This is a genomic window from Burkholderia ambifaria AMMD (genome assembly GCF_000203915.1).
Taxonomy (GTDB): Bacteria; Pseudomonadota; Gammaproteobacteria; order Burkholderiales; family Burkholderiaceae; genus Burkholderia; species Burkholderia ambifaria.
Genome location: NC_008390.1, coordinates 774,110 through 792,052, shown reverse-complemented (window position 1 = coordinate 792,052; position 17,943 = coordinate 774,110). Strand labels below are relative to the sequence as shown.

Sequence of the window (17,943 nt, the reverse complement as noted above, 5' to 3'; positions counted from 1 at the left end):
TTCAGACGCGCGCGTCGGCGTCGGCGCCGGCTTCGGCGGCCACTTCGCGCACATTCACGGCTTGCGGCGGCAGCGGGTCGTGCGGGCGCGTCTCCAGCCAGAATCGATACGCCAGGTTCTTTGCGGCATCGAGGCGATACGTGCTCGTCGCGCGCATGTCAGAGAGCGGCTGATAGTCGCGCTCGAGCGCCTGCATCGCGGCCTGCGCGGTGGCTTCGTGCCACTGCGCGCCGTCGAGCACGGCTTCCGTGTGCGTCGCGCGCTTCGGCGTCGCGGCCATCCCGCCGAACGCGATGCGCGGCTCGCGGATCGTGTCGCCGTCCGCGATGAACGCGAACGCCGCGCACACAGCCGAGATGTCGGAGTCGAACCGTTTCGACACCTTGTAGGTGCGGAACTGCAGCTTCGCGCGCGCGCCGGTGCGAGTCGGCACCTTCAGGCTGACGACGAATTCGTGCGGCGCCATGTCCTTCTGCTGATAGCCGGTGTAGAGCGCCTCGAGCGGCAGCTCGCGCACCGTGTCGCCGCCGCGCAGCACGACGCGCGCACCGAGCGCGATCAGGCCCGGCATCGAGTCGCCGATCGGCGAGCCGTTCGCGACGTTGCCGCCCATCGTCCCCGCGTTGCGGATCGGCAGCGACGCGAAGCGCTTCCACATCTCGGTCAGCTCCGGATACGTGCCGGCGAGTGCCGCATACGCGTTCTCGAGCGTCACGCCCGCGCCGATCTCGATCCAGTCGTCGCCGTGCGCGATGGTCTGCAGTTCGGCGATCTGGCCGACGTAGATCAGATCGTCGAGCCGGCGCAACTGCTTGGTGACCCACAGGCCGATGTCGGTGCTGCCCGCGAGAATGCGCGCGTCGGGCCGCTCGATCTTCAGCGCGGCCAGTGCGTCGAGCGTGCGCGGCGCCGCGAAGCGCGCGCCGTCGCTCGTCGTGTAGTCGAACGTGTCGTCACGCTTGAGCGACGCGAGCGTGCGGGCAAGCGCGGCCGTGTCGACCGGGGCTACCGGCTGCGACGCACCTTCGCCGGTCGCATTGAACATCTGGACGGCCGCGTCGACGATCGGGCGATAGCCGGTGCAGCGGCACAGGTTGCCCGTCAACGCATCGGCGATCTCGGTGCGCGTCGGCACGTCCTTCGCCTTCGCGCACGCGCTGCCGCAACCCTCGTGGCCGTGCTTCTCATACAACGCCCACATCGACATCACGAAGCCGGGCGTGCAGAACCCGCATTGCGACCCGTGGCAATCGACCATCGCCTGCTGCACCGGGTGCAGCGAACCGTCCGGCTGGCGCAGGTCTTCAACCGTCAGCAGCGCGCGGCCGTCGAGCGTCGGCAGGAACTGGATGCAGGCGTTGACGGCCTTGAACGCGACCGTGCCCGCGTCGGTCAGCTCGCCGACGACGACCGTGCACGCGCCGCAGTCGCCTTCCGCGCAGCCTTCCTTCGTGCCGGTGCAGTGCGCATCCTCGCGCAGGTACTGCAGCACGGTGCGGGTGACGTCCGCGCCGCTGACTTCGCGGACCGCGTGACGATGGTAGAAGCGGATCGGCTCACTCATGTCTCTGTCGTTCTTCAAGGGGGGCAAGGCGGCCTGCGCAGGGCGCTCGACCGACGTTTATCTGACAGTTTGCACGCTATCACCATCAAATTTCCCAACCCATAGCCCATCACGCATGCGGCCCATATAACTGCCGCGATATGAGCGACAAAGCCGCCCGGCCGCCCCGCTCCGGCGTTGCCCCGCTTGCGTTTCGGGTCGGCCCGCGCCTATCCGCCGGCGCTCCGTCGGCGACGAAACGGGGCGCGCTGAACTAAGCGGTACCTGCGTGAAAACCGGTTCCATGGGAAAATCCCGATTCCGTTTTACGCCAACTTCCGCTCCGCTTCGCTCATTCGTTCCGACCCCATGTCAACCGATTCCGCCACACCGCCGCGCAGCGGGTTCGCGGTCACGCTGCAAATCGTGTCCGTCGTCAGCTTCACGTTCATCTGCTACCTGACCATCGGCCTGCCGCTCGCCGTGCTGCCGGGCTTCGTCCACGACGATCTCGGCTTTTCCGCGATCGTCGCGGGCGGTGCGATCAGCGTCCAGTATTTCGCGACGCTCGCCTCGCGCCCGCTCGCGGGGCGCTTCGCCGATACGCTCGGGCCGAAGCAGACGGTGCTGCGTGGGCTGATCGGCTGCGGCGTGTCGGGCGTGCTGCTGCTCGTCGCGCTGCTGCTGGCCCACTGGCCAGTCGCGAGCCTCGTGCTGCTGGTCGCGAGCCGGCTCGTGCTGGGTGTCGGCGAAAGCCTGTGCGGCACGGGGGCGATCCTGTGGGGCATTGGCCGGGTCGGCGTCGCGCACAACGCGAAGGTGATCTCGTGGAACGGCATCGCGACCTACGGCGCACTCGCGCTCGGCGCACCGGTCGGCGTGGCGATCGCGCATACGCTGAACCCGGCGCTGATCGGCGTGATCGTGATCGCGCTCGCCGCGATCGGCTTCTACCTCGCACGCCTGATCGATGCCGTGCCGCTCGTGCATGGCGAGCGGATGTCGTATGCGAGCGTGTTCACCCGCGTGCTGCCGCACGGCCTCGGCCTCGCGCTCGGCTCGGCCGGTTTCGGCTCGATCGCGACCTTCGTCACGCTGTACTACGCGGCGCGCCACTGGCCGAACGCCGCACTGTCGCTGACCGTGTTCGGCACGCTGTTCATCGGCGCGCGCCTGCTGTTCGCGAACACGATCAAGACCTACGGCGGCTTCCGCGTCGCGATCGTGTCGTTCGCGTTCGAATGCTCGGGCCTCCTGCTGCTGTGGCTCGCGCCCGTGCCGCACGTCGCGCTCGCCGGCGCCGCGCTGACCGGCTTCGGCTTCGCGCTGATCTTCCCGGCGCTCGGCGTCGAGGCCGTCGCGCTCGTGCCGCCCGCGAGCCGCGGCGCGGCGCTGTCCGCGTACTCGGTGTTCCTTGACTTGTCGCTCGGCATTACCGGGCCGCTCGCCGGCTATATCGCGGGCGCGTTCGGCTATCCGCAGGTGTTCCTGTTCGCGGCCGTGGCCGCGGCGGCGGGTGTCGCGCTGTCGATGGTGCTGTATCAGCGGCAGGCGCGGGTCGCGGGGAGCGGCGCGGCGGCGTGAGCCGTGTCGCGACACCGGCAGTGCCGTTCAACGCGGCAATAGATTGAAGTCCCGCCATACGCGGGTAGCTTGGGGATGACGCCGGCACGCGGCGGCGCCCCTGAGCGAGCGGTTCGGTTCGGCACGATCGGGGCCAGGCATGGTCGCCGCGCCGGGAGCACTGCGCCTCCGGCCGTTTCGACATCGAGAATCGCAGCCGCGCCTTCCCGCGCATGCGCATGCGCCTGCGTGCCCCTCATCGCCTCCTGACCCAACCGGAGGATCAAGCGCCACCCTGAAGCGAAACCAGGTCGGCCGCGCCAACCCAATCCCGCCGGCGCCTCGGTCACGCGCTCAGGCTCGCGCCGTCCTCGGAAACAACCGCCGCGTCAAATCGAACGCGACCAGATTGCCGGCCAGCACGAGCAGCAGCCCGATCACCGCGAGCGGCGACCATTGATAGCCCTCGAAGACCGTCGACACGGCCAGCGCGACGATCGGGAACAGCACCGTGCAGTACGCGGCGCGCTCCGGCCCGATCCGCCCGACCAGCGTCAGGTAGGCAGTGAACCCGATCACCGAGCCCGGCACGGCCAGGTAGACGAGCGCGCCGAGATAGCGCGGGCTCGGGTCGATCGTGAACGGCAACCCGGCCGCCGCGCTGCCGACCGTGAGGATCGCCGCGCCGATCAGCATCGCCCAGCCGTTGGTCGCGAGCGGATGCAGGCCCATCGATTGCATCCGGCTCGACAGCAGGTTGCCGGCCGAGAAGCACATCGTGCCGGCGAATGCGATCGCGAGGCCCGTCCAGGTCGCGTGATCGTCCAGGTGGCCGGCCATCTGCTGCCAGAACAGGCACGCGATGCCTGTCAGCCCGAGCAGCGCGCCGGCGATCGCCGACGGCCGCAGCGGCCGGCCCATGAAAAGCCGGCCGTTGATCGAATTCAGCAGCGGCGCGGTCGAGAAGATCACGGCGACGAGGCCGCTCGGCACGACCTGCTCCGAATAGTAGAAGCACAGGAAATTGACGCAGAACAGCGCGACGCCCTGGGCGACGAGGTAGCGCCACGCTTCTCGGGGCGGACGCACCGGCCGGCGCATCACGCGCAGCAGCGCGAACAGCACGGCGGCGGCAAGCCAGAAGCGCCACGCGATCGACACGGGCGGCGGCACGGCGCCGAGCTGCCACTTGATCGCGATCCAGGTGGTGCCCCAAATCAGCACGGTGACGAAATAAAGCGACAGGTTCATGGCGGCAACGACGCGAAACGAGTGGAACGGGCTCCGACTATGCCGCCGCCCCGCCCGTGCGGATTGTCCGGAATTGCGGTCTTTTGGGCGGCGCCGCACGGCGCGCGGCGCGCCCGCTTATACTCGTCGCATCATGAGTTCGCCCCTGTACGCCCCACCCGTCGACCATTCGACCGCCCCTGCCGGCGGCGCGATGCCGTTCGGCCTGCAGTCGGTGTGCCGCACGCTGGCCGAGGCGAACGCGACGCTCGAGCGCTTCACGTGGCTCGGCGACCACCTCGCGATCGCCGAATGGACGCGCATCACTGACGAAAGCGAGACGATCTACGAACAGCCCGGCCACCACACGTTGTCGTGCTATCTCGACGGCGGTTACCGGACGGAGCGCGAACGCGTGCCGCGCTACGGCGCGCCGAGCCTGCTGTGCGCGCTGCCGGGCGACCATGAATCGCGCTGGTGGGTGCGCGGCGAGATGCACTTCATCCACCTGTACTTCCTGCCCGAGCACTTCACGCAGCGCGCGATCCGCGAGCTCGATCGCGAGCCGCGCGAGCTGAAGCTCGCCGACCGCACCTATTTCGAGGATGCGCGCGTGGCGGCGCAGTTTCGTTCGCTCGCGCTGGAGCGCTGGGACGATGCCGACGGCCGGCTGCGCGCGAACGAGGCCGCGCACGACGTGCTGAGCCTGCTGCTGCGCGGCCAGAGCACGACGCGCACCGACGTGCCGTTCCGCGGCGGGCTCGCGCCGGCCGTGCGCCGCCGCGTGCGCGACTATATCGACAGCTATCTGTCGCAGCCGCTGACGCTCGGCGAACTGGCGAACGTCGCCGCGCTGTCCGAATACCACTTCTCGCGGATGTTCCGGCTGTCGTTCGGCCGTGCGCCGCACGCTTGGGTGGCCGAGCAGCGGCTCGCGCGGGCGCGCCTGCTGCTGCGCACGACGGCCCTGCCGCTCGCGCAGGTCGCGGCCGAATGCGGCTACGCGAACGCCGGCCACTTCAGCCATCGCTTTCGCGACGCGCACGGCACGACGCCGAACGCGTACCGGCGCGCGATGCAGGGCGGCTGAGGCCCGCGCGTTTCGACGGCCGGCGCCGCCGCGCGCATCCGGCCCCTTCGCCTCCCGCTTACGCGCCCCGCCGCGACAGCTCCTGCTCGAGCGCGGCCACGCCGGCCGGCAGGTCGACCGGCACCTTCAGATCGTCCATCGTGCGGCCGAACGCATGCAGCGTGCGGAACAGGTTGTGTTCGCGGCACTGTTCGCCCATCTGCCCGATCCGCACGATCGGCAGCCCGAACGAGCCCGAGATCTCGACCTGGTACTGCTTCGAGATATGGCCGCACACCATCCCGGGCGTGAGCCCCTCGGGCGTCTCGATCCCGACCACCGAATTGAGCCGGCACTCTTTCGGCGCGTAGAGCGTGAGCCCCATCGCCTCGACGCCCGCCTGCAGCGCGAGCGAGCAGCGCAGGTGGCGCGCGAAGCGGCTTTCGAGCGTCTCCGCGCAGACGAGGCGCAGCGCCTCGTGCAGCGCGAGCACGCCCGACACCGGCGCCGTGTAGTGATAGCCCGCGTTGTGCCAGAAGTTCTCCGCGAGCGCCATGTCGAGGCACCAGTGCGCGTTCGGTTCCGGACGCTGCTTCATCCGGTTCCACGCGGCGTCGGAGAATGCGATCAGCGACACGCCGGGGATCGACGACAACCCCTTCTGGCCGCCGGTGATCACCGCGTCGATGCCCCACGCGTCCATTTCGAGCGGCATCGTCGACAGCGTGCACACCGCATCGACGACGACCAGCGCGCCGGCCGCCTTCGCGAGTGCCGCGATCTCGCGCAGTTCGCGGTTCCATACAGTGTTCGACGTTTCGCCCTGCACGATCGTGACGATCTCGGGCCGCTCGCGCGCGATGGCGTCCGCGATCTCGTCGAGGCTCGCGACCGCGCGGTCGGCCACTTCGAGCGTCGCGACGTCGGCGCCGACGCGCGTCGCCATCTCGGCCATCCGCGCGCTGAAGAAGCCGTTGCGGATCGACAGCACGCGCGTGCCGCGCCACGCGAGGTTCGAGATCGCCATTTCCATCGCGGCCGAGCCGGGGCCGGCCACGCCGAGCACCCATTTCGTGCGGGTCTGGAACACGTAGCGCGCCATCTCCTTCACCTGCTCGATGATCTTCGCCATCGTCGCGCCGAGGTGGTTGATCACGATCGTGTTCGCCTTCGCGACGGCGGCCGGGATCGGGACCGGGCCGGCCCCCATCATCAGCAGCGGTTCTTCGGGCAGGATCGCGTCGAGCGGCACGACGACGGGACAGGGAATCGGCGAGTAATCGATGGACATGGCAGGCAAAAGTGGAGGGGAGAAAACGCACGGAGGTCGCCCGCCGCACGGCATGGCGAACTGATCGATCATTCCGTGTTCCGCGGCCGCGCGCAAGAGGCACCGGCGGCCGGACAGCGTGCCGGTGGCCCGGTGGACGGACCGGGCCACCGGCTGCGCACCCTTTGGACGAGCGGATTCCATATTGCCGCGGCATTGCCGTGCGGATGCGAAACGGTTCCATCGGGGGTTCGATCGCCGCGATTTTCCCCGGCAATATCGAGACGAGTGCCGGATTCCCGGCTTCAGCATGGTGCATGTATCGGCCCGAATACCGGCCATCACGCCAAAAAATCGCGCAGGTAGAATCGACCCACCAAAACCGCGATCTGCGCAAAAACATCCATTATCGCGGCATCTATTGGGGAGCGATTTCACCCATTACCGGATCCGGTTGCCACGCTTCACGCATAACGCCCTGATTTAAATGACAAATATTTCAAATCACCGGCACCCGGATTCAATACGCCACCGACTATCCCGGCCGCACCCCCGCGACCCCGATTCGTTAAAGCGATACCCGTGATTTCGATTTTACGCAAGCCGACCTTTCTCGCAGGTTGACGGATAACGCTTCCATAATGAACAATCGTCTGCAGAATGGAAAACCGATTTTTCGATACGAAGGAGAACCGGGTGTCGCGCGACGGTTTTCCAGGTCGTGCAACGAAAAATCACAATCGATATCAATCAACCGGGCCAGAAATTCGCGAGCCATGAACCAGATTCAGACCATGCGTGTGTTCGTCTGCGTCGCCGAGCAGCAGAGCTTCCGCCGCGCGGCGCACCATCTAGGCGTGTCCAATGCGCTCGTCACGCGTTCAATAGCGATGCTCGAGTCTCACCTGAACACGCGGTTGATCCACCGCACCACGCGCAACCTGTCGCTGACCGAGGCCGGGCTGCGCTACCTCGACGGCTACCGCGCGCTGCTCGAGGAATTCGATCATCTCGAGGCATCCGTCGCGCACGCGGTGCGCGAACCGGCCGGCACGCTGCGGGTCGTCGCGTCGGGCCTGCTGTCGCCGCTCGCGCTGACGCCGCTCGTCAGCAGCTTCCGGCACCGCTACCCCGAGCTGCGCGTGCAGCTCACCGTCGCCGAAGGGCCGCTCGACGTGCTCGATTCGGGCTACGACGTCGGCATCGTGACCGGCAACCGGCTCGACGGCAACCCGACGCTGATCGGCCACGCACTCCCGTCGGCCCCGTTCGTCGCCTGCGCGGCGCCCGCGTATCTCGAACGGCGCGGCGAGCCGCGCGCGCCCGACGACCTGCCCGGCCACGACTGGGTCGCACTCGCGCCGCACCAGCATCCGCCCGCCTGGCGGCTGGTCGGCCACGACGGCGCAACGCATTCGATCACGGTACGCCCGACCTGCACGGTCAACCAGCTGGGGCTCGTGCACGCGGCGGCCGTCGCCGGGTCCGGCATCGTGGTGCTGCCCGAGCCGTGCGTCGCCGGCGCGCTCGCCACCGGCGCGCTCGTGCGGCTGTTGCCCACCTACCAGATCGACGACCCGGACGCGCAGCTGTCGCTCGTCTACCCGAACCGGCAGTACGTGCCGGCCCGCACGCGCAGCTTCATCGAGCACGCGCTCGAGCATTTCGGCGTGCAGGCGGCCCGCGAGGCGACCGGCTACAGCTTCCTGCGCACGCCCGATCGCGTCGATCTCGTCACGGGCCGGCAGACGGGCCTGCAGTAAACTGCACGCGTCAGCCCTTGGAGGTGCAGCGTGCGCGTGATCCTGTTCAGCAGCCGGCAGTACGACGACGAATCGTTTACCGCCGCCAACCGGCAGTTCGGCTATCGGCTGCACTTCCAGCCATCCCATCTCGACGCGGAAACCGCGATCCTCGCGCACGGCTATGAAGTCGTGTGTCCGTTCGTCAACGACACCGTCGACGCGGCCGTGCTCGAACGGCTCGCCGACGGCGGCACGCGCCTGATCGCGCTGCGCTCGGCCGGCTTCAACCACGTCGACCTGGCCACCGCCGAGCGGCTTGGCATCGCGGTCGTACGGGTGCCCGCCTATTCGCCGCATGCGGTGGCCGAACACGCGGTCGCGCTGATCCTCGCGCTCAACCGCCGGCTGCCGCGCGCGGTCGCGCGCACGCGCGAAGGCGACTTCTCGCTGAACGGCCTGCTCGGCTTCGACCTGCACGGCAAGACCGTCGGCGTGATCGGCACCGGCCTGATCGGCAGCGTGTTCGCGAAGATCATGATGGGTTTCGGAATGCACGTGCTCGCGCACTCGATGCCGCCGTACGACGACGAGCTGATCGCGTTCGGCGCGCGCTACGTCGAGCTCGACGAGCTGCTGCACCACGCCGACATCGTCAGCCTGCACTGCCCGCTGCTGCCGTCGACGCACCATCTGATCAACGCGCAGACGCTCGCGCGGATGAAGCACGGCGCGATGCTGATCAATACCGGCCGCGGCGGCCTCGTCGACGCGCAGGCGTTGGTCGACGCGCTCAAGAGCGGCCAGCTCGGCCATCTCGGGCTCGACGTGTACGAGGAGGAAAGCGGGCTCTTCTTCGAGGATCACTCCGACCTGCCGCTGCAGGACGACGTGCTCGCGCGCCTGCTGACGTTCCCGAACGTAATCGTCACGTCGCACCAGGCGTTCTTCACGCGCGAGGCGCTCGCCGAGATCGCGCACACGACGCTGCTGAACATCGAGGCATGGCACGCCGGCACGCCGACCAACGTCGTCACGGCCGGGCGCTGACCCACGGCATCGCGCGTTCGGTGCGCGCGATCGTCAACGATTCGCCATTTTGTTTCGATTGATGTAACGCCGCACGCGCCGCGTCTGCTATCGTTGCGCCGACCTCCCCTGCTTTCTGCCGCCCATGCGTTTCGACGACTCCGCCATTGCCGCGGTCTACCGCGCGATCTTCGAACGGCGCGACATGCGCCACTTCACGCCGGCGCCCGTCGATCCGGCCACGCTCGCGCGATTGCTGCGCGCCGCGCACCACGCGCCGAGCGTCGGCTTCATGCAGCCGTGGCGCTTCATCCGCATCACTGACACCGCGCTGCGCACCGCGATCCATGCGCTGGTCGAGGCCGAGCGCCGCGCGACGGCCGACGCGCTCGGCGAGCGGCAGGACGAATTCATGCGGCTGAAAGTCGAAGGCGTGCGCGAATGCGGCGAATTGCTGGTCGTCGCGCTCACCGACGATCGCGAGCGCCACGTGTTCGGCCGCCGCACGCTGCCGGAGATGGACCTGGCGTCCGCCGCGTGCGCGATCCAGAACATGTGGCTCGCCGCACGCGCCGAAGGGCTCGGGATGGGCTGGGTGTCGCTGTTCGACGTCGACGCGCTGCGCACGCTGCTCGGGATGCCGGCCGGCGCGAAGCCGATTGCCGTGCTGTGCATCGGGCATGTCGATGCGTTCTATGCGAAGCCGATGCTCGAGGAGGAGCGCTGGGCCGCGCGGATGCCGATCGACGCGTGCCTGTTCGAAAACGGCTGGGACGCGCCGGCCACGCAGGCCGCCGATTGTGAGGCGAGCCCCGGATTGGCGCCGGCGCCCGGGGTTTCCGCCGCGGACGACCTCTCCGACTTGACACCCGCAGCGACGCCTCCCGGCCGCTGACCGAGCGCACGACGCGTGGAACGGCCGCGACACGGCGTCGCTCCGGCCCGATAGTCGGCCATGCCGCCGCGGCTGTCGAACCCGCCGCTGAATCCAGCCGCACGCGCATGACGCGCGCCAGCCCGACCTCGCGCCGCAGCATTCGTTGCGCACGCAACCCCACCCGATCCTGACGGCCTTCATGGACCTTTCAAGGACCGCGGTGTAGCATCGCGCCCGATGAAAGCCATTCTCAATCGTGATTTCCTCGCGCTGATCCTGAGCGTCGCGGTGGTCGGTCTCGGCACCGGCGCCACGCTGCCGCTCACCGCACTCGCGCTGACCGAAGCCGGACACGGCACCAACGTCGTCGGCATGCTGACGGCCGCGCAGGCGCTCGGCGGCCTCGCGGTCGTCCCGTTCGTCACCGCGCTCGCGCGGCGCATCGGCGCGCGCCGCGCCATCGTCGTGTCGGTCGTGCTGCTCGCCGCGGCCACCGTGCTGATGCAGTTCACGTCGAACCTGATCCTGTGGGGCGTGCTGCGCGTGCTGTGCGGCGCGGCGCTGATGCTGCTGTTCACGATCGGCGAAGCGTGGGTCAACCAGCTCGCCGACGATTCGACGCGCGGCCGCGTGGTCGCGATCTATGCGACCAACTTCACGCTGTTCCAGATGGCGGGCCCCGTGCTCGTCAGCCAGATCGCCGGCGCGACCGGCATCCGCTTCGCGCTGTGCGGCGCGCTGTTCCTGCTCGCGCTGCCGACGCTCGCGACCATCCGGCGCGCGCCGCTCGCCGGCGACGACGCGCATCACGCAGCGCACGACAGCTGGCTCGCCGTGCTGCCGCGCATGCCCGCGCTGATCATCGGCACCGGCTTCTTCGCGCTGTTCGATACGCTCGCGCTGTCGCTGCTGCCGCTCTACGCGATGGATCACGGCGTCGCGAGCGCGACCGCCGTGCTGCTCGCGTCGATCATGCTGTTCGGCGACACCGCGATGCAATTCCCGATCGGCTGGCTCGCGGACAAGCTCGGCCGCGAACGCGTGCACCTCGGCGCCGGCTGGATCGTGCTCGCGGGCCTGCCGCTGCTGCCGTTCGTGATCGCGAATCCGTGGCTGTGCTGGCCGCTGCTGTTCGTGCTCGGCGCGGCGGCCGGCAGCATCTACACGCTGTCGCTCGTCGCGTGCGGCGAACGCTTCCGCGGCGCGGCGCTCGTCACCGCGAGCTCGCTCGTGTCGGCGTCGTGGAGCGCCGCGAGCTTCGGCGGCCCGCTGGTTGCGGGCGCATTGATGGAGCAACTCGGCAGCAACGCGCTGGTCGGCGTGCTGGTCGCGTGCGTCGCCGCGTTCGTCGCGGCCGCGCTGTGGGAACGACGCGCCGCGTTGCCGCGCGCGGTCTGACGCCGACACGGACGCTGTCGCCGTCGCACGGCGTTCACATCGGTACATGCGAGCGCATCCGCACCGCCACTCGCTGCCCCCAACGAAAACGGCCCGCGCGATGCGGGCCGCCCTGTCCTTCCGAATCCCGCGGGACCTGTCACGCGCTCCGCGCGGGCAGAATCTTGCCCGCACACACGCCGAACCCGACGCGATAGCCGTCGCCCTGGCACCAGCCCGTGAGCGTGAGCTCGTCGCCGTCCTCGATGAACGTGCGGCTGCCGCCGCCGTTCAGCGCGAGCGGCTCCTTGCCGTTCCACGTCAGTTCGAGCAGGCTGCCGAACGAGTCCTTGGTGGGCCCGCTGATCGTCCCCGAGCCCATCAGGTCGCCGACGCGCGTGTTGCAGCCCGCGACCGTGTGATGCGCGAGCTGCTGCGCCATCGTCCAGTACATGTACTTGAAGTTGGTGCGGCAGATCGACGTCGCTTCGGCCGCCCCTCGCGCGCGCAGCGTCACTTCGAGCGCGATGTCGAACGCATGCTTGCCCGCGTGGCGCAGATACGCGAGCGGCTGCGGCGACTGCTCGGGCTGCGCGACGCGGAACGGTTCGAGCGCGTCGAGCGTGACGATCCACGGCGAGATCGTCGTCGCGAAGCCCTTCGAATTGAACGGGCCGAGCGGCACGTATTCCCACTGCTGGATGTCGCGCGCGCTCCAGTCGTTGAGCAGCACCATCCCGAAGATATGCGCTTCGGCGTCCTCGCACGCGATCGGTTCGCCGAGCGCGTTACCGCGGCCGACGATGAAGCCCGTCTCGAGTTCGAGGTCGAGCTTGCGGCACGCGCCGAACACCGGACGCTCCGCGTCGGGCAGCTTCAGTTGCCCGCTCGGGCGCCGCACCGGCGTGCCGCTCACGACCACCGACGACGCGCGGCCGTTGTAACCGATCGGCATCTCCGACCAGTTCGGCATCAGCGCATTCTTCGGATCACGGAACATCGAGCCGACGTTGGTCGCATGCTCCTTCGACGAATAGAAATCGGTGTAGCCGGGAATGTCGACCGGCAGATGCAGCGTCGCGTCGCGCTGCGCGACGAGCACCTGCGCGCGCAGCGCGGCGTCATCGCGCAGCCGCGCGTCGTCGCGCGAGAACAGCTGCGACAGCTGCACGCGCACGCTGCGCCATGCATCGCGGCCGAGCGCGATGAACGGGTTGAGCGTCGGCGCGCCGAACACGTCGGCGCCGGCCGGAAGCGTCACGAGGCCCGTACGCGCGAGCGCGGCGAGGTCGACGATCTGGTCGCCGAGCGCGACGCCCGCGCGGCGCGCCGCCTGCTTCGCATCGCTGAAGATCCCGAACGGCAGGTTCTGGATCGGGAAATCGCAGGCGGGATCGTTCGCCGTCTCGACCCAGCTCTTGCGAGCCGGATCGAGTGTCGCGCGCCAGTCTTGGGGTTCGCTCATGGTTGCTCCGGATTGAAATGTTTCCTGATGCCTTGCCAGCATTCGAAGTAGTCGGGCTGCAGCTGCGCGGTGTCGAGCGCGTAGCGCGTCGGACGGATCAGCGTGCGGGTTTCGAACATGAACGCCATCGTCGCGTCGACCTTGTGCGGCTTCGTCGTGTCGCTCGCCGACGCCTTCTCGAACGTGTCCGCGTCGGGCCCGTGACCCGACATGCAGTTGTGCAGGCTCGCGCCGCCCGGCACGAAGCCCTCGGCCTTCGCGTCGTACGCGCCGTGCACGAGCCCCATGAACTCGCTCGCGACATTGCGATGGAACCACGGCGGGCGGAACGTATCCTCGGCCGCGAGCCAGCGCGGCGGGAAGATCACGAAGTCGATCGCGTCGACGCCCGGCGTGTCGCTCTGCGACTGCAGCACCAGGAAGATCGACGGGTCCGGATGGTCGAAGCTGATCGAGCCGATCGTGTTGAACAGGCGCAGGTCGTATTTGTACGGCGCGTAGTTGCCGTGCCACGCGACGACGTCGAACGGCGAATGGCCGATGTCCGCGCGCCAGAGGCGTCCGTTCAGCTTCGCGACCAGCTCGAACGCGCCTTCGCGATCCTCGTATGCGGCCTGCGGCGTCAGGAAATCGCGCGGGTTCGCGAGCCCGTTCGAGCCGATCGGGCCGAGGTCCGGCAGGCGCAGCAGCGCGCCGAAGTTCTCGCAGATGTAGCCGCGCGCGTCGCCGTCCGGCAGCGCGACGGAAAAACGCACGCCGCGCGGGATCACCGCGATCTCGAACGGCTCGACGTCGAGCCGGCCGAATTCGGTCGCGATGAAGAGCCGCCCCTGCTGCGGCACGATCAGCAGTTCGCCGTCGGCGCTGTAGAAGAAACGGTCCTGCATCGAGCGGTTCGCCGCATACAGGTGGATCGCGCAGCCGTTCATCGCGGCCGCCGAGCCGTTGCCGGCCATCGTCACGAGCCCTTCGACGAAATCGGTCGGCTCGACCGGCATCGGCAGCGGATCCCAGCGCAGCTGGTTCGGCGGCGTCGGCGGCACGTCGGCGGAGTCGCCGAATTCCGACACGAGCCGCTGCGGGCCCGTGAACGGCTCGAACGGCCGGTGCACGGCCGCCGGCCGGATCCGGTACAGCCACGAGCGGCGGTTGTGGCCGCGCGGCGCGGTAAACGCGGTGCCCGACAGTTGCTCCGCATACAAGCCGTACGGCGCGCGCTGCGGCGAATTGCGGCCGTGCGGCAGCGCGCCGGGCAGCGCCTCGGTCGCGAATTCGTTCGCGAATCCGCTCAGGTAGCCGGCGGTTGCCGGTTTCGACAGGTCAAGCGTCATCGTTTCCTTTCTCCATCAATTCATGGCCGCGTTCGGCGCCTGCGCACCGCCGCGCCGCGTTACGCCGGCCAGCCCGAGCACGAACAGCGCCGAGCACAGCACGGGCACCGCGGCCGCGTGGAACAGCGCGCCGTGCGTCCAGTTGAGCGCAATCAGTTGTCCGCCGACGAGCGGCCCGAGCACCGAGCCGATCCGGCCGATGCCGAGGCTCCAGCCGATGCCGGTCGAGCGCAGCGACGTCGGGTAATACTGGCCCGCGAGCGCGTTGACGGCCGGCTGCCCGCCGACCACGCAGAAGCCGCCCGCGAACACGACGATCAGCAGCCACGGCAACGCATGCGCGACCGAGCCGATCAGGCCGACCGACACCGCCGCGCACGCGAAGCACGCAAACAGCACGCGCACGAAGCCGTGGCGTTCGATGAACCAGCCGAGCGACAGCGTGCCGATCACGCCGCCCGTCTGCAGCACCGTGCCGACGATCACCGCCGTGCCCGGCGAATAGCCCGCGTCGCGCATGACGGTCGGCAGCCAGTTCGACAGGAAGTACAGGTCGATCAGGTTCATGAAGCTGATGGCCCACAGCAGCAGCGTGACCGGCAGGCGGCCATGACGGAACAGCTCGGCAACCGGCGCGCCGCTCGCCGCACGCTCGCGCACGACCAGACGCGTGTTCGCGTCGATGCCGGCCTGCGGCGCGAAGCGCGCGAGCCAGTCGCGCGCCTGCGCGTCGCGCCCTTTCAGCACCAGGAACTGCAGCGACTCGGGCAGCCGCGCGAGCATCGCGGTCGTCAGCACCAGCGGCACCGCGCCGCCGACGAAGAACACCGAGCGCCAGCCGAGCGCCGGAATCAGCGCGGCGCTGATGAAGCCGCCGATCGCGGCGCCGAGCGTGAAGCCGCACGACACGATCATCATCCGCTTCACGCGATGCGCGGCCGGGCTGAACTCGCCGACCAGCGCCATCGCGTTCGGCATGATGCAGCCGAGGCCGAGGCCCGTGACGAAGCGCAGCGCCATCAGCACCGGGATCGAGCCCGCGAACGGCGTCGCGAGCATCGTCACCGCGAAGAACAGCGTCGAGCCGATCAGCACCGGGCGCCGCCCGATCCGGTCGGCGAGCACCGACAGCCCGAGCGCGCCGAGCAGCATCCCGAACAGGCTCGCGCTGAACACCGGACCGAGCGCCTGCTTCGGCACGCCCCATTCGGCGATCACGCTGGGCGCGACATACCCCATCGCCTGCGCATCGAAGCCGTCGATCACGAGGCACAGCCCGCACAGCGCGAGCAGCATCCAGTGAAAGCCCGGGCGATGGGTCTCGTCGATCACGCGCTCGACTTCGAGCACGCGCGCGTCGGCCGGCGCCGCGCTCATTGCGCGACCTCGGCGGCCGGATGCACGGCGGGCGTCACGCCCTGGCGCGCGAGCGCCATCGCTTCGCGCAGCACGTCGGCGTCGCCGATGTGGTTCGCGAGCAGCAGGATCAGCTTCGCGTTGACGAGCTGGCTGTCGGCGTCCGACAGGTCGCGATGCATGTCGATCAGCGCTTCGTAGAACGCGTCCGGATCGGCCAGGCGCGGGCGGGTGTCGAGTCGGGGCATGACGGGTGTCTCCGGTGTCGGTGTCGTTGTCGTGTCGATACGGGGTTCAGCGTGCGCAGGTCGCGCGCGCCAGTGCGTCGGCGATCGCCTGGCGCTCCAGCGTGCGCATCCGCGCGCAGACGTGCTGGTCGGGGCGCAGCAGGTAGAACGTGCCGGGCTGCGCGTCGTAGCGTTGCGCGGCGAAGCCGTCGACGTCCTCCACGACGTCGACCCCGGCCAACGGTTGCGCATGCCCGGCCGGCACGATGAGCACCGGCCGCACCGGCAAGGCGAGGCCGTCGAGCGCCTGCACGAGCGCGGGTGCGTCGGCCGGCAGCCCGAACAGCACGCCCGCGAAGCCATCGCCCAGATGCTGCAGCAGCCAGCCCGACGCCCCTCGCGCGCGCACCGGCGCGTCGGCCGCCGCGGCACCCGGGCGCATCGCGCACGCGAACGCGTCGCCGTTGCGGTCCGGCGTGTTCAGCGGCGAATCGGCCAGCACGGCCGGCACCGACAGGCGGCCGCTGTTCACGAGCTTGCGCGCGAATTCGCAGTCGCGTGCGAGCTTCAGCGTCGCGTCGCGGAACACGCGCGACACCGCGCTCTTCGGCGTGATGAAGTCGGTCGAGCGCGTCGAATTGCGGATGTTCTCGTCGGCCGCGAACTCGCGCTCGCTCGCATAGGTGTCGAGCAGGCGATCGTCCGCGCGGCCGTCGAGCACGAGCTTCAGCTTCCACGCGAGATTGTCCGCATCCTGCACGCCGCTGTTCGCGCCGCGCGCGCCGAACGGCGACACGCCGTGCGCGGAATCGCCCGCGAACAGCACGCGGCCGTGCCTGAACGTATCCATCCGCTGGCAGCGGAACGTATAGACGCTCACCCATTCCAGCTCGAACTCGACGTCCGCCCCGAGCAGCGCACGCACGCGCGGAATCACGCGCTCCGGCTGCTTCTCGGCGACCGGATCGGCGTCCCAGCCGAGCTGGAAGTCGATGCGCCACACGTTGTCGGGCTGGCGGTGCAGCAGCACCGACTGGTTGCGGTGAAACGGCGGATCGAACCAGAACCAGCGCTCGGTCGGGAATTCCGCCTTCATCTTCACGTCGGCGATCAGGAAGCGGTCCTTGAACGTGCGGCCGCGGCTTTCGAGGCCCATCGCCGCGCGCATCGGGCTGCGCGAGCCGTCGGCCGCGATTACGTACCGCGCATGCAGCGTCTCGATGCCTTCCGGCGTCTCGACGGTCAGCGCCGCGTGCTCCGCCGACTGCGCGACGCCCGTCACCTTGTGCTTCCAGCGAATCTCCAGGTTCGGCAGTTCGAACGCGCGCTTGGCCAGATAGCCTTCCACGTAGTACTGCTGCAGGTTGATGAACGCGGGGCGCGCATGCCCTTCCTCGGGCAGCAGGTCGAATGCGTACAGCTGCTCGTCCTGCAGGAACACCTTGCCGACGTGCCAGCTCACGCCCTTCTCGACGAAGCGCTCGCCGCAGCCGAGCCGGTCGAAGATCTCGAGCGTGCGCTTCGCGAAGCAGATCGCGCGCGAGCCCGTCGACAGCGTGTCGTCGTCGTCGAGCAGCACGACCGGCACGCCCTGCTGCGCCAGGTCGATCGCGGCCGCCAAGCCCACCGGGCCCGCGCCGACGACGATCACCGGGTGGATGACCGCGTCATCGCCGGCGGCCCGCGCCGCGCGCGGCCGGTACTCGAATTTCAGCGTCTGGTAATCGATGCTCATGGTCGCCATCCGCTCGTCAACCTTGCCGCGCGCACGCCCGCGCGTGCCGCGTCGTTGCGCCCATGTCCTTTGCCTGTCGCCGCCGCTGCCGCGGCCCGCGCTGCTGCGCCCACTTGCTGTCAACCGCCA

Annotated in this window: 15 protein-coding genes; 7 read left to right on the top strand and 8 right to left on the bottom strand. The window is 69.3% G+C overall.

Going from position 1 to position 17,943, the window contains the following annotated elements; translation table 11 throughout:
* Position 1: 1 nt before the first annotated feature.
* On the bottom strand, positions 2 to 1,564 hold the full coding sequence (gene xdhA, locus BAMB_RS03600) for a xanthine dehydrogenase small subunit (protein ID WP_011656097.1): 1,563 nt from the start codon (positions 1,562 to 1,564) through the stop codon (positions 2 to 4).
* A gap of 348 nt (positions 1,565 to 1,912) precedes the next feature.
* On the opposite strand from xdhA, the gene BAMB_RS03595 reads away from it, so the two are divergent.
* A complete protein-coding gene (locus BAMB_RS03595) occupies positions 1,913 to 3,127 on the top strand; it encodes an MFS transporter (RefSeq protein ID WP_011656096.1) in 1,215 nt (404 codons plus the stop codon).
* A 333-nt stretch (positions 3,128 to 3,460) separates the two neighbouring features.
* On the opposite strand, the gene BAMB_RS03590 is transcribed toward BAMB_RS03595, so the two are convergent.
* On the bottom strand, positions 3,461 to 4,357 hold the full coding sequence (locus BAMB_RS03590; protein WP_011656095.1) for a DMT family transporter: 897 nt from the start codon (positions 4,355 to 4,357) through the stop codon (positions 3,461 to 3,463).
* Between the two features lie 133 nt (positions 4,358 to 4,490).
* On the opposite strand from BAMB_RS03590, the gene BAMB_RS03585 reads away from it, so the two are divergent.
* Positions 4,491 to 5,426: a helix-turn-helix domain-containing protein gene (locus BAMB_RS03585; protein WP_011656094.1), complete on the top strand. Its 936-nt coding sequence runs from the start codon at positions 4,491 to 4,493 to the stop codon at positions 5,424 to 5,426.
* A 58-nt stretch (positions 5,427 to 5,484) separates the two neighbouring features.
* On the opposite strand, the gene BAMB_RS03580 is transcribed toward BAMB_RS03585, so the two are convergent.
* Positions 5,485 to 6,696, bottom strand: coding sequence for a pyridoxal-phosphate-dependent aminotransferase family protein (locus BAMB_RS03580; protein ID WP_011656093.1), 1,212 nt, complete (start codon positions 6,694 to 6,696; stop codon positions 5,485 to 5,487).
* Positions 6,697 to 6,860: 164 nt separating this feature from the next.
* Between BAMB_RS03580 and BAMB_RS35145 the strand changes: the two genes are divergently transcribed.
* The 5 genes from BAMB_RS35145 to BAMB_RS03560 all read left to right on the top strand — a co-directional run bounded on the left by BAMB_RS35145 (position 6,861) and on the right by BAMB_RS03560 (position 11,721).
* Entirely contained in the window at positions 6,861 to 7,157 is a 297-nt protein-coding gene (locus BAMB_RS35145) for a hypothetical protein (RefSeq protein ID WP_158380524.1), read from the top strand.
* A gap of 294 nt (positions 7,158 to 7,451) precedes the next feature.
* Entirely contained in the window at positions 7,452 to 8,438 is a 987-nt protein-coding gene (locus tag BAMB_RS03575) for a LysR family transcriptional regulator (protein ID WP_011656092.1), read from the top strand.
* A 30-nt stretch (positions 8,439 to 8,468) separates the two neighbouring features.
* Positions 8,469 to 9,467 (top strand): 2-hydroxyacid dehydrogenase, encoded by a 999-nt coding sequence (locus tag BAMB_RS03570; protein ID WP_011656091.1) that lies wholly within the window; start codon positions 8,469 to 8,471, stop codon positions 9,465 to 9,467.
* A gap of 124 nt (positions 9,468 to 9,591) precedes the next feature.
* A complete protein-coding gene (bluB, locus tag BAMB_RS03565) occupies positions 9,592 to 10,341 on the top strand; it encodes a 5,6-dimethylbenzimidazole synthase (RefSeq protein WP_011656090.1) in 750 nt (249 codons plus the stop codon).
* Positions 10,342 to 10,560: 219 nt separating this feature from the next.
* Entirely contained in the window at positions 10,561 to 11,721 is a 1,161-nt protein-coding gene (locus tag BAMB_RS03560) for an MFS transporter (protein WP_011656089.1), read from the top strand.
* Between the two features lie 139 nt (positions 11,722 to 11,860).
* Here BAMB_RS03560 and fahA read toward each other — a convergent pair whose 3' ends face one another.
* Genes fahA through BAMB_RS03535 form a run of 5 tightly spaced genes read right to left on the bottom strand, consistent with a single transcriptional unit; the run spans position 11,861 to position 17,823 of the window.
* A complete protein-coding gene (gene fahA, locus BAMB_RS03555) occupies positions 11,861 to 13,165 on the bottom strand; it encodes a fumarylacetoacetase (protein ID WP_011656088.1) in 1,305 nt (434 codons plus the stop codon).
* On the bottom strand, positions 13,162 to 14,496 hold the full coding sequence (hmgA, locus tag BAMB_RS03550) for a homogentisate 1,2-dioxygenase (protein ID WP_011656087.1): 1,335 nt from the start codon (positions 14,494 to 14,496) through the stop codon (positions 13,162 to 13,164). Before hmgA ends, fahA begins: the two co-directional genes overlap by 4 nt.
* A 15-nt stretch (positions 14,497 to 14,511) precedes the next feature.
* On the bottom strand, positions 14,512 to 15,873 hold the full coding sequence (locus BAMB_RS03545) for an MFS transporter (RefSeq protein ID WP_011656086.1): 1,362 nt from the start codon (positions 15,871 to 15,873) through the stop codon (positions 14,512 to 14,514).
* Positions 15,870 to 16,100, bottom strand: coding sequence for a DUF2783 domain-containing protein (locus BAMB_RS03540; protein WP_006760629.1), 231 nt, complete (start codon positions 16,098 to 16,100; stop codon positions 15,870 to 15,872). Before BAMB_RS03540 ends, BAMB_RS03545 begins: the two co-directional genes overlap by 4 nt.
* A gap of 46 nt (positions 16,101 to 16,146) precedes the next feature.
* Complete coding sequence (locus tag BAMB_RS03535; RefSeq protein ID WP_041491094.1) at positions 16,147 to 17,823, bottom strand: FAD-dependent oxidoreductase; 1,677 nt, start codon at positions 17,821 to 17,823, stop codon at positions 16,147 to 16,149.
* Positions 17,824 to 17,943 lie beyond the last annotated feature (120 nt).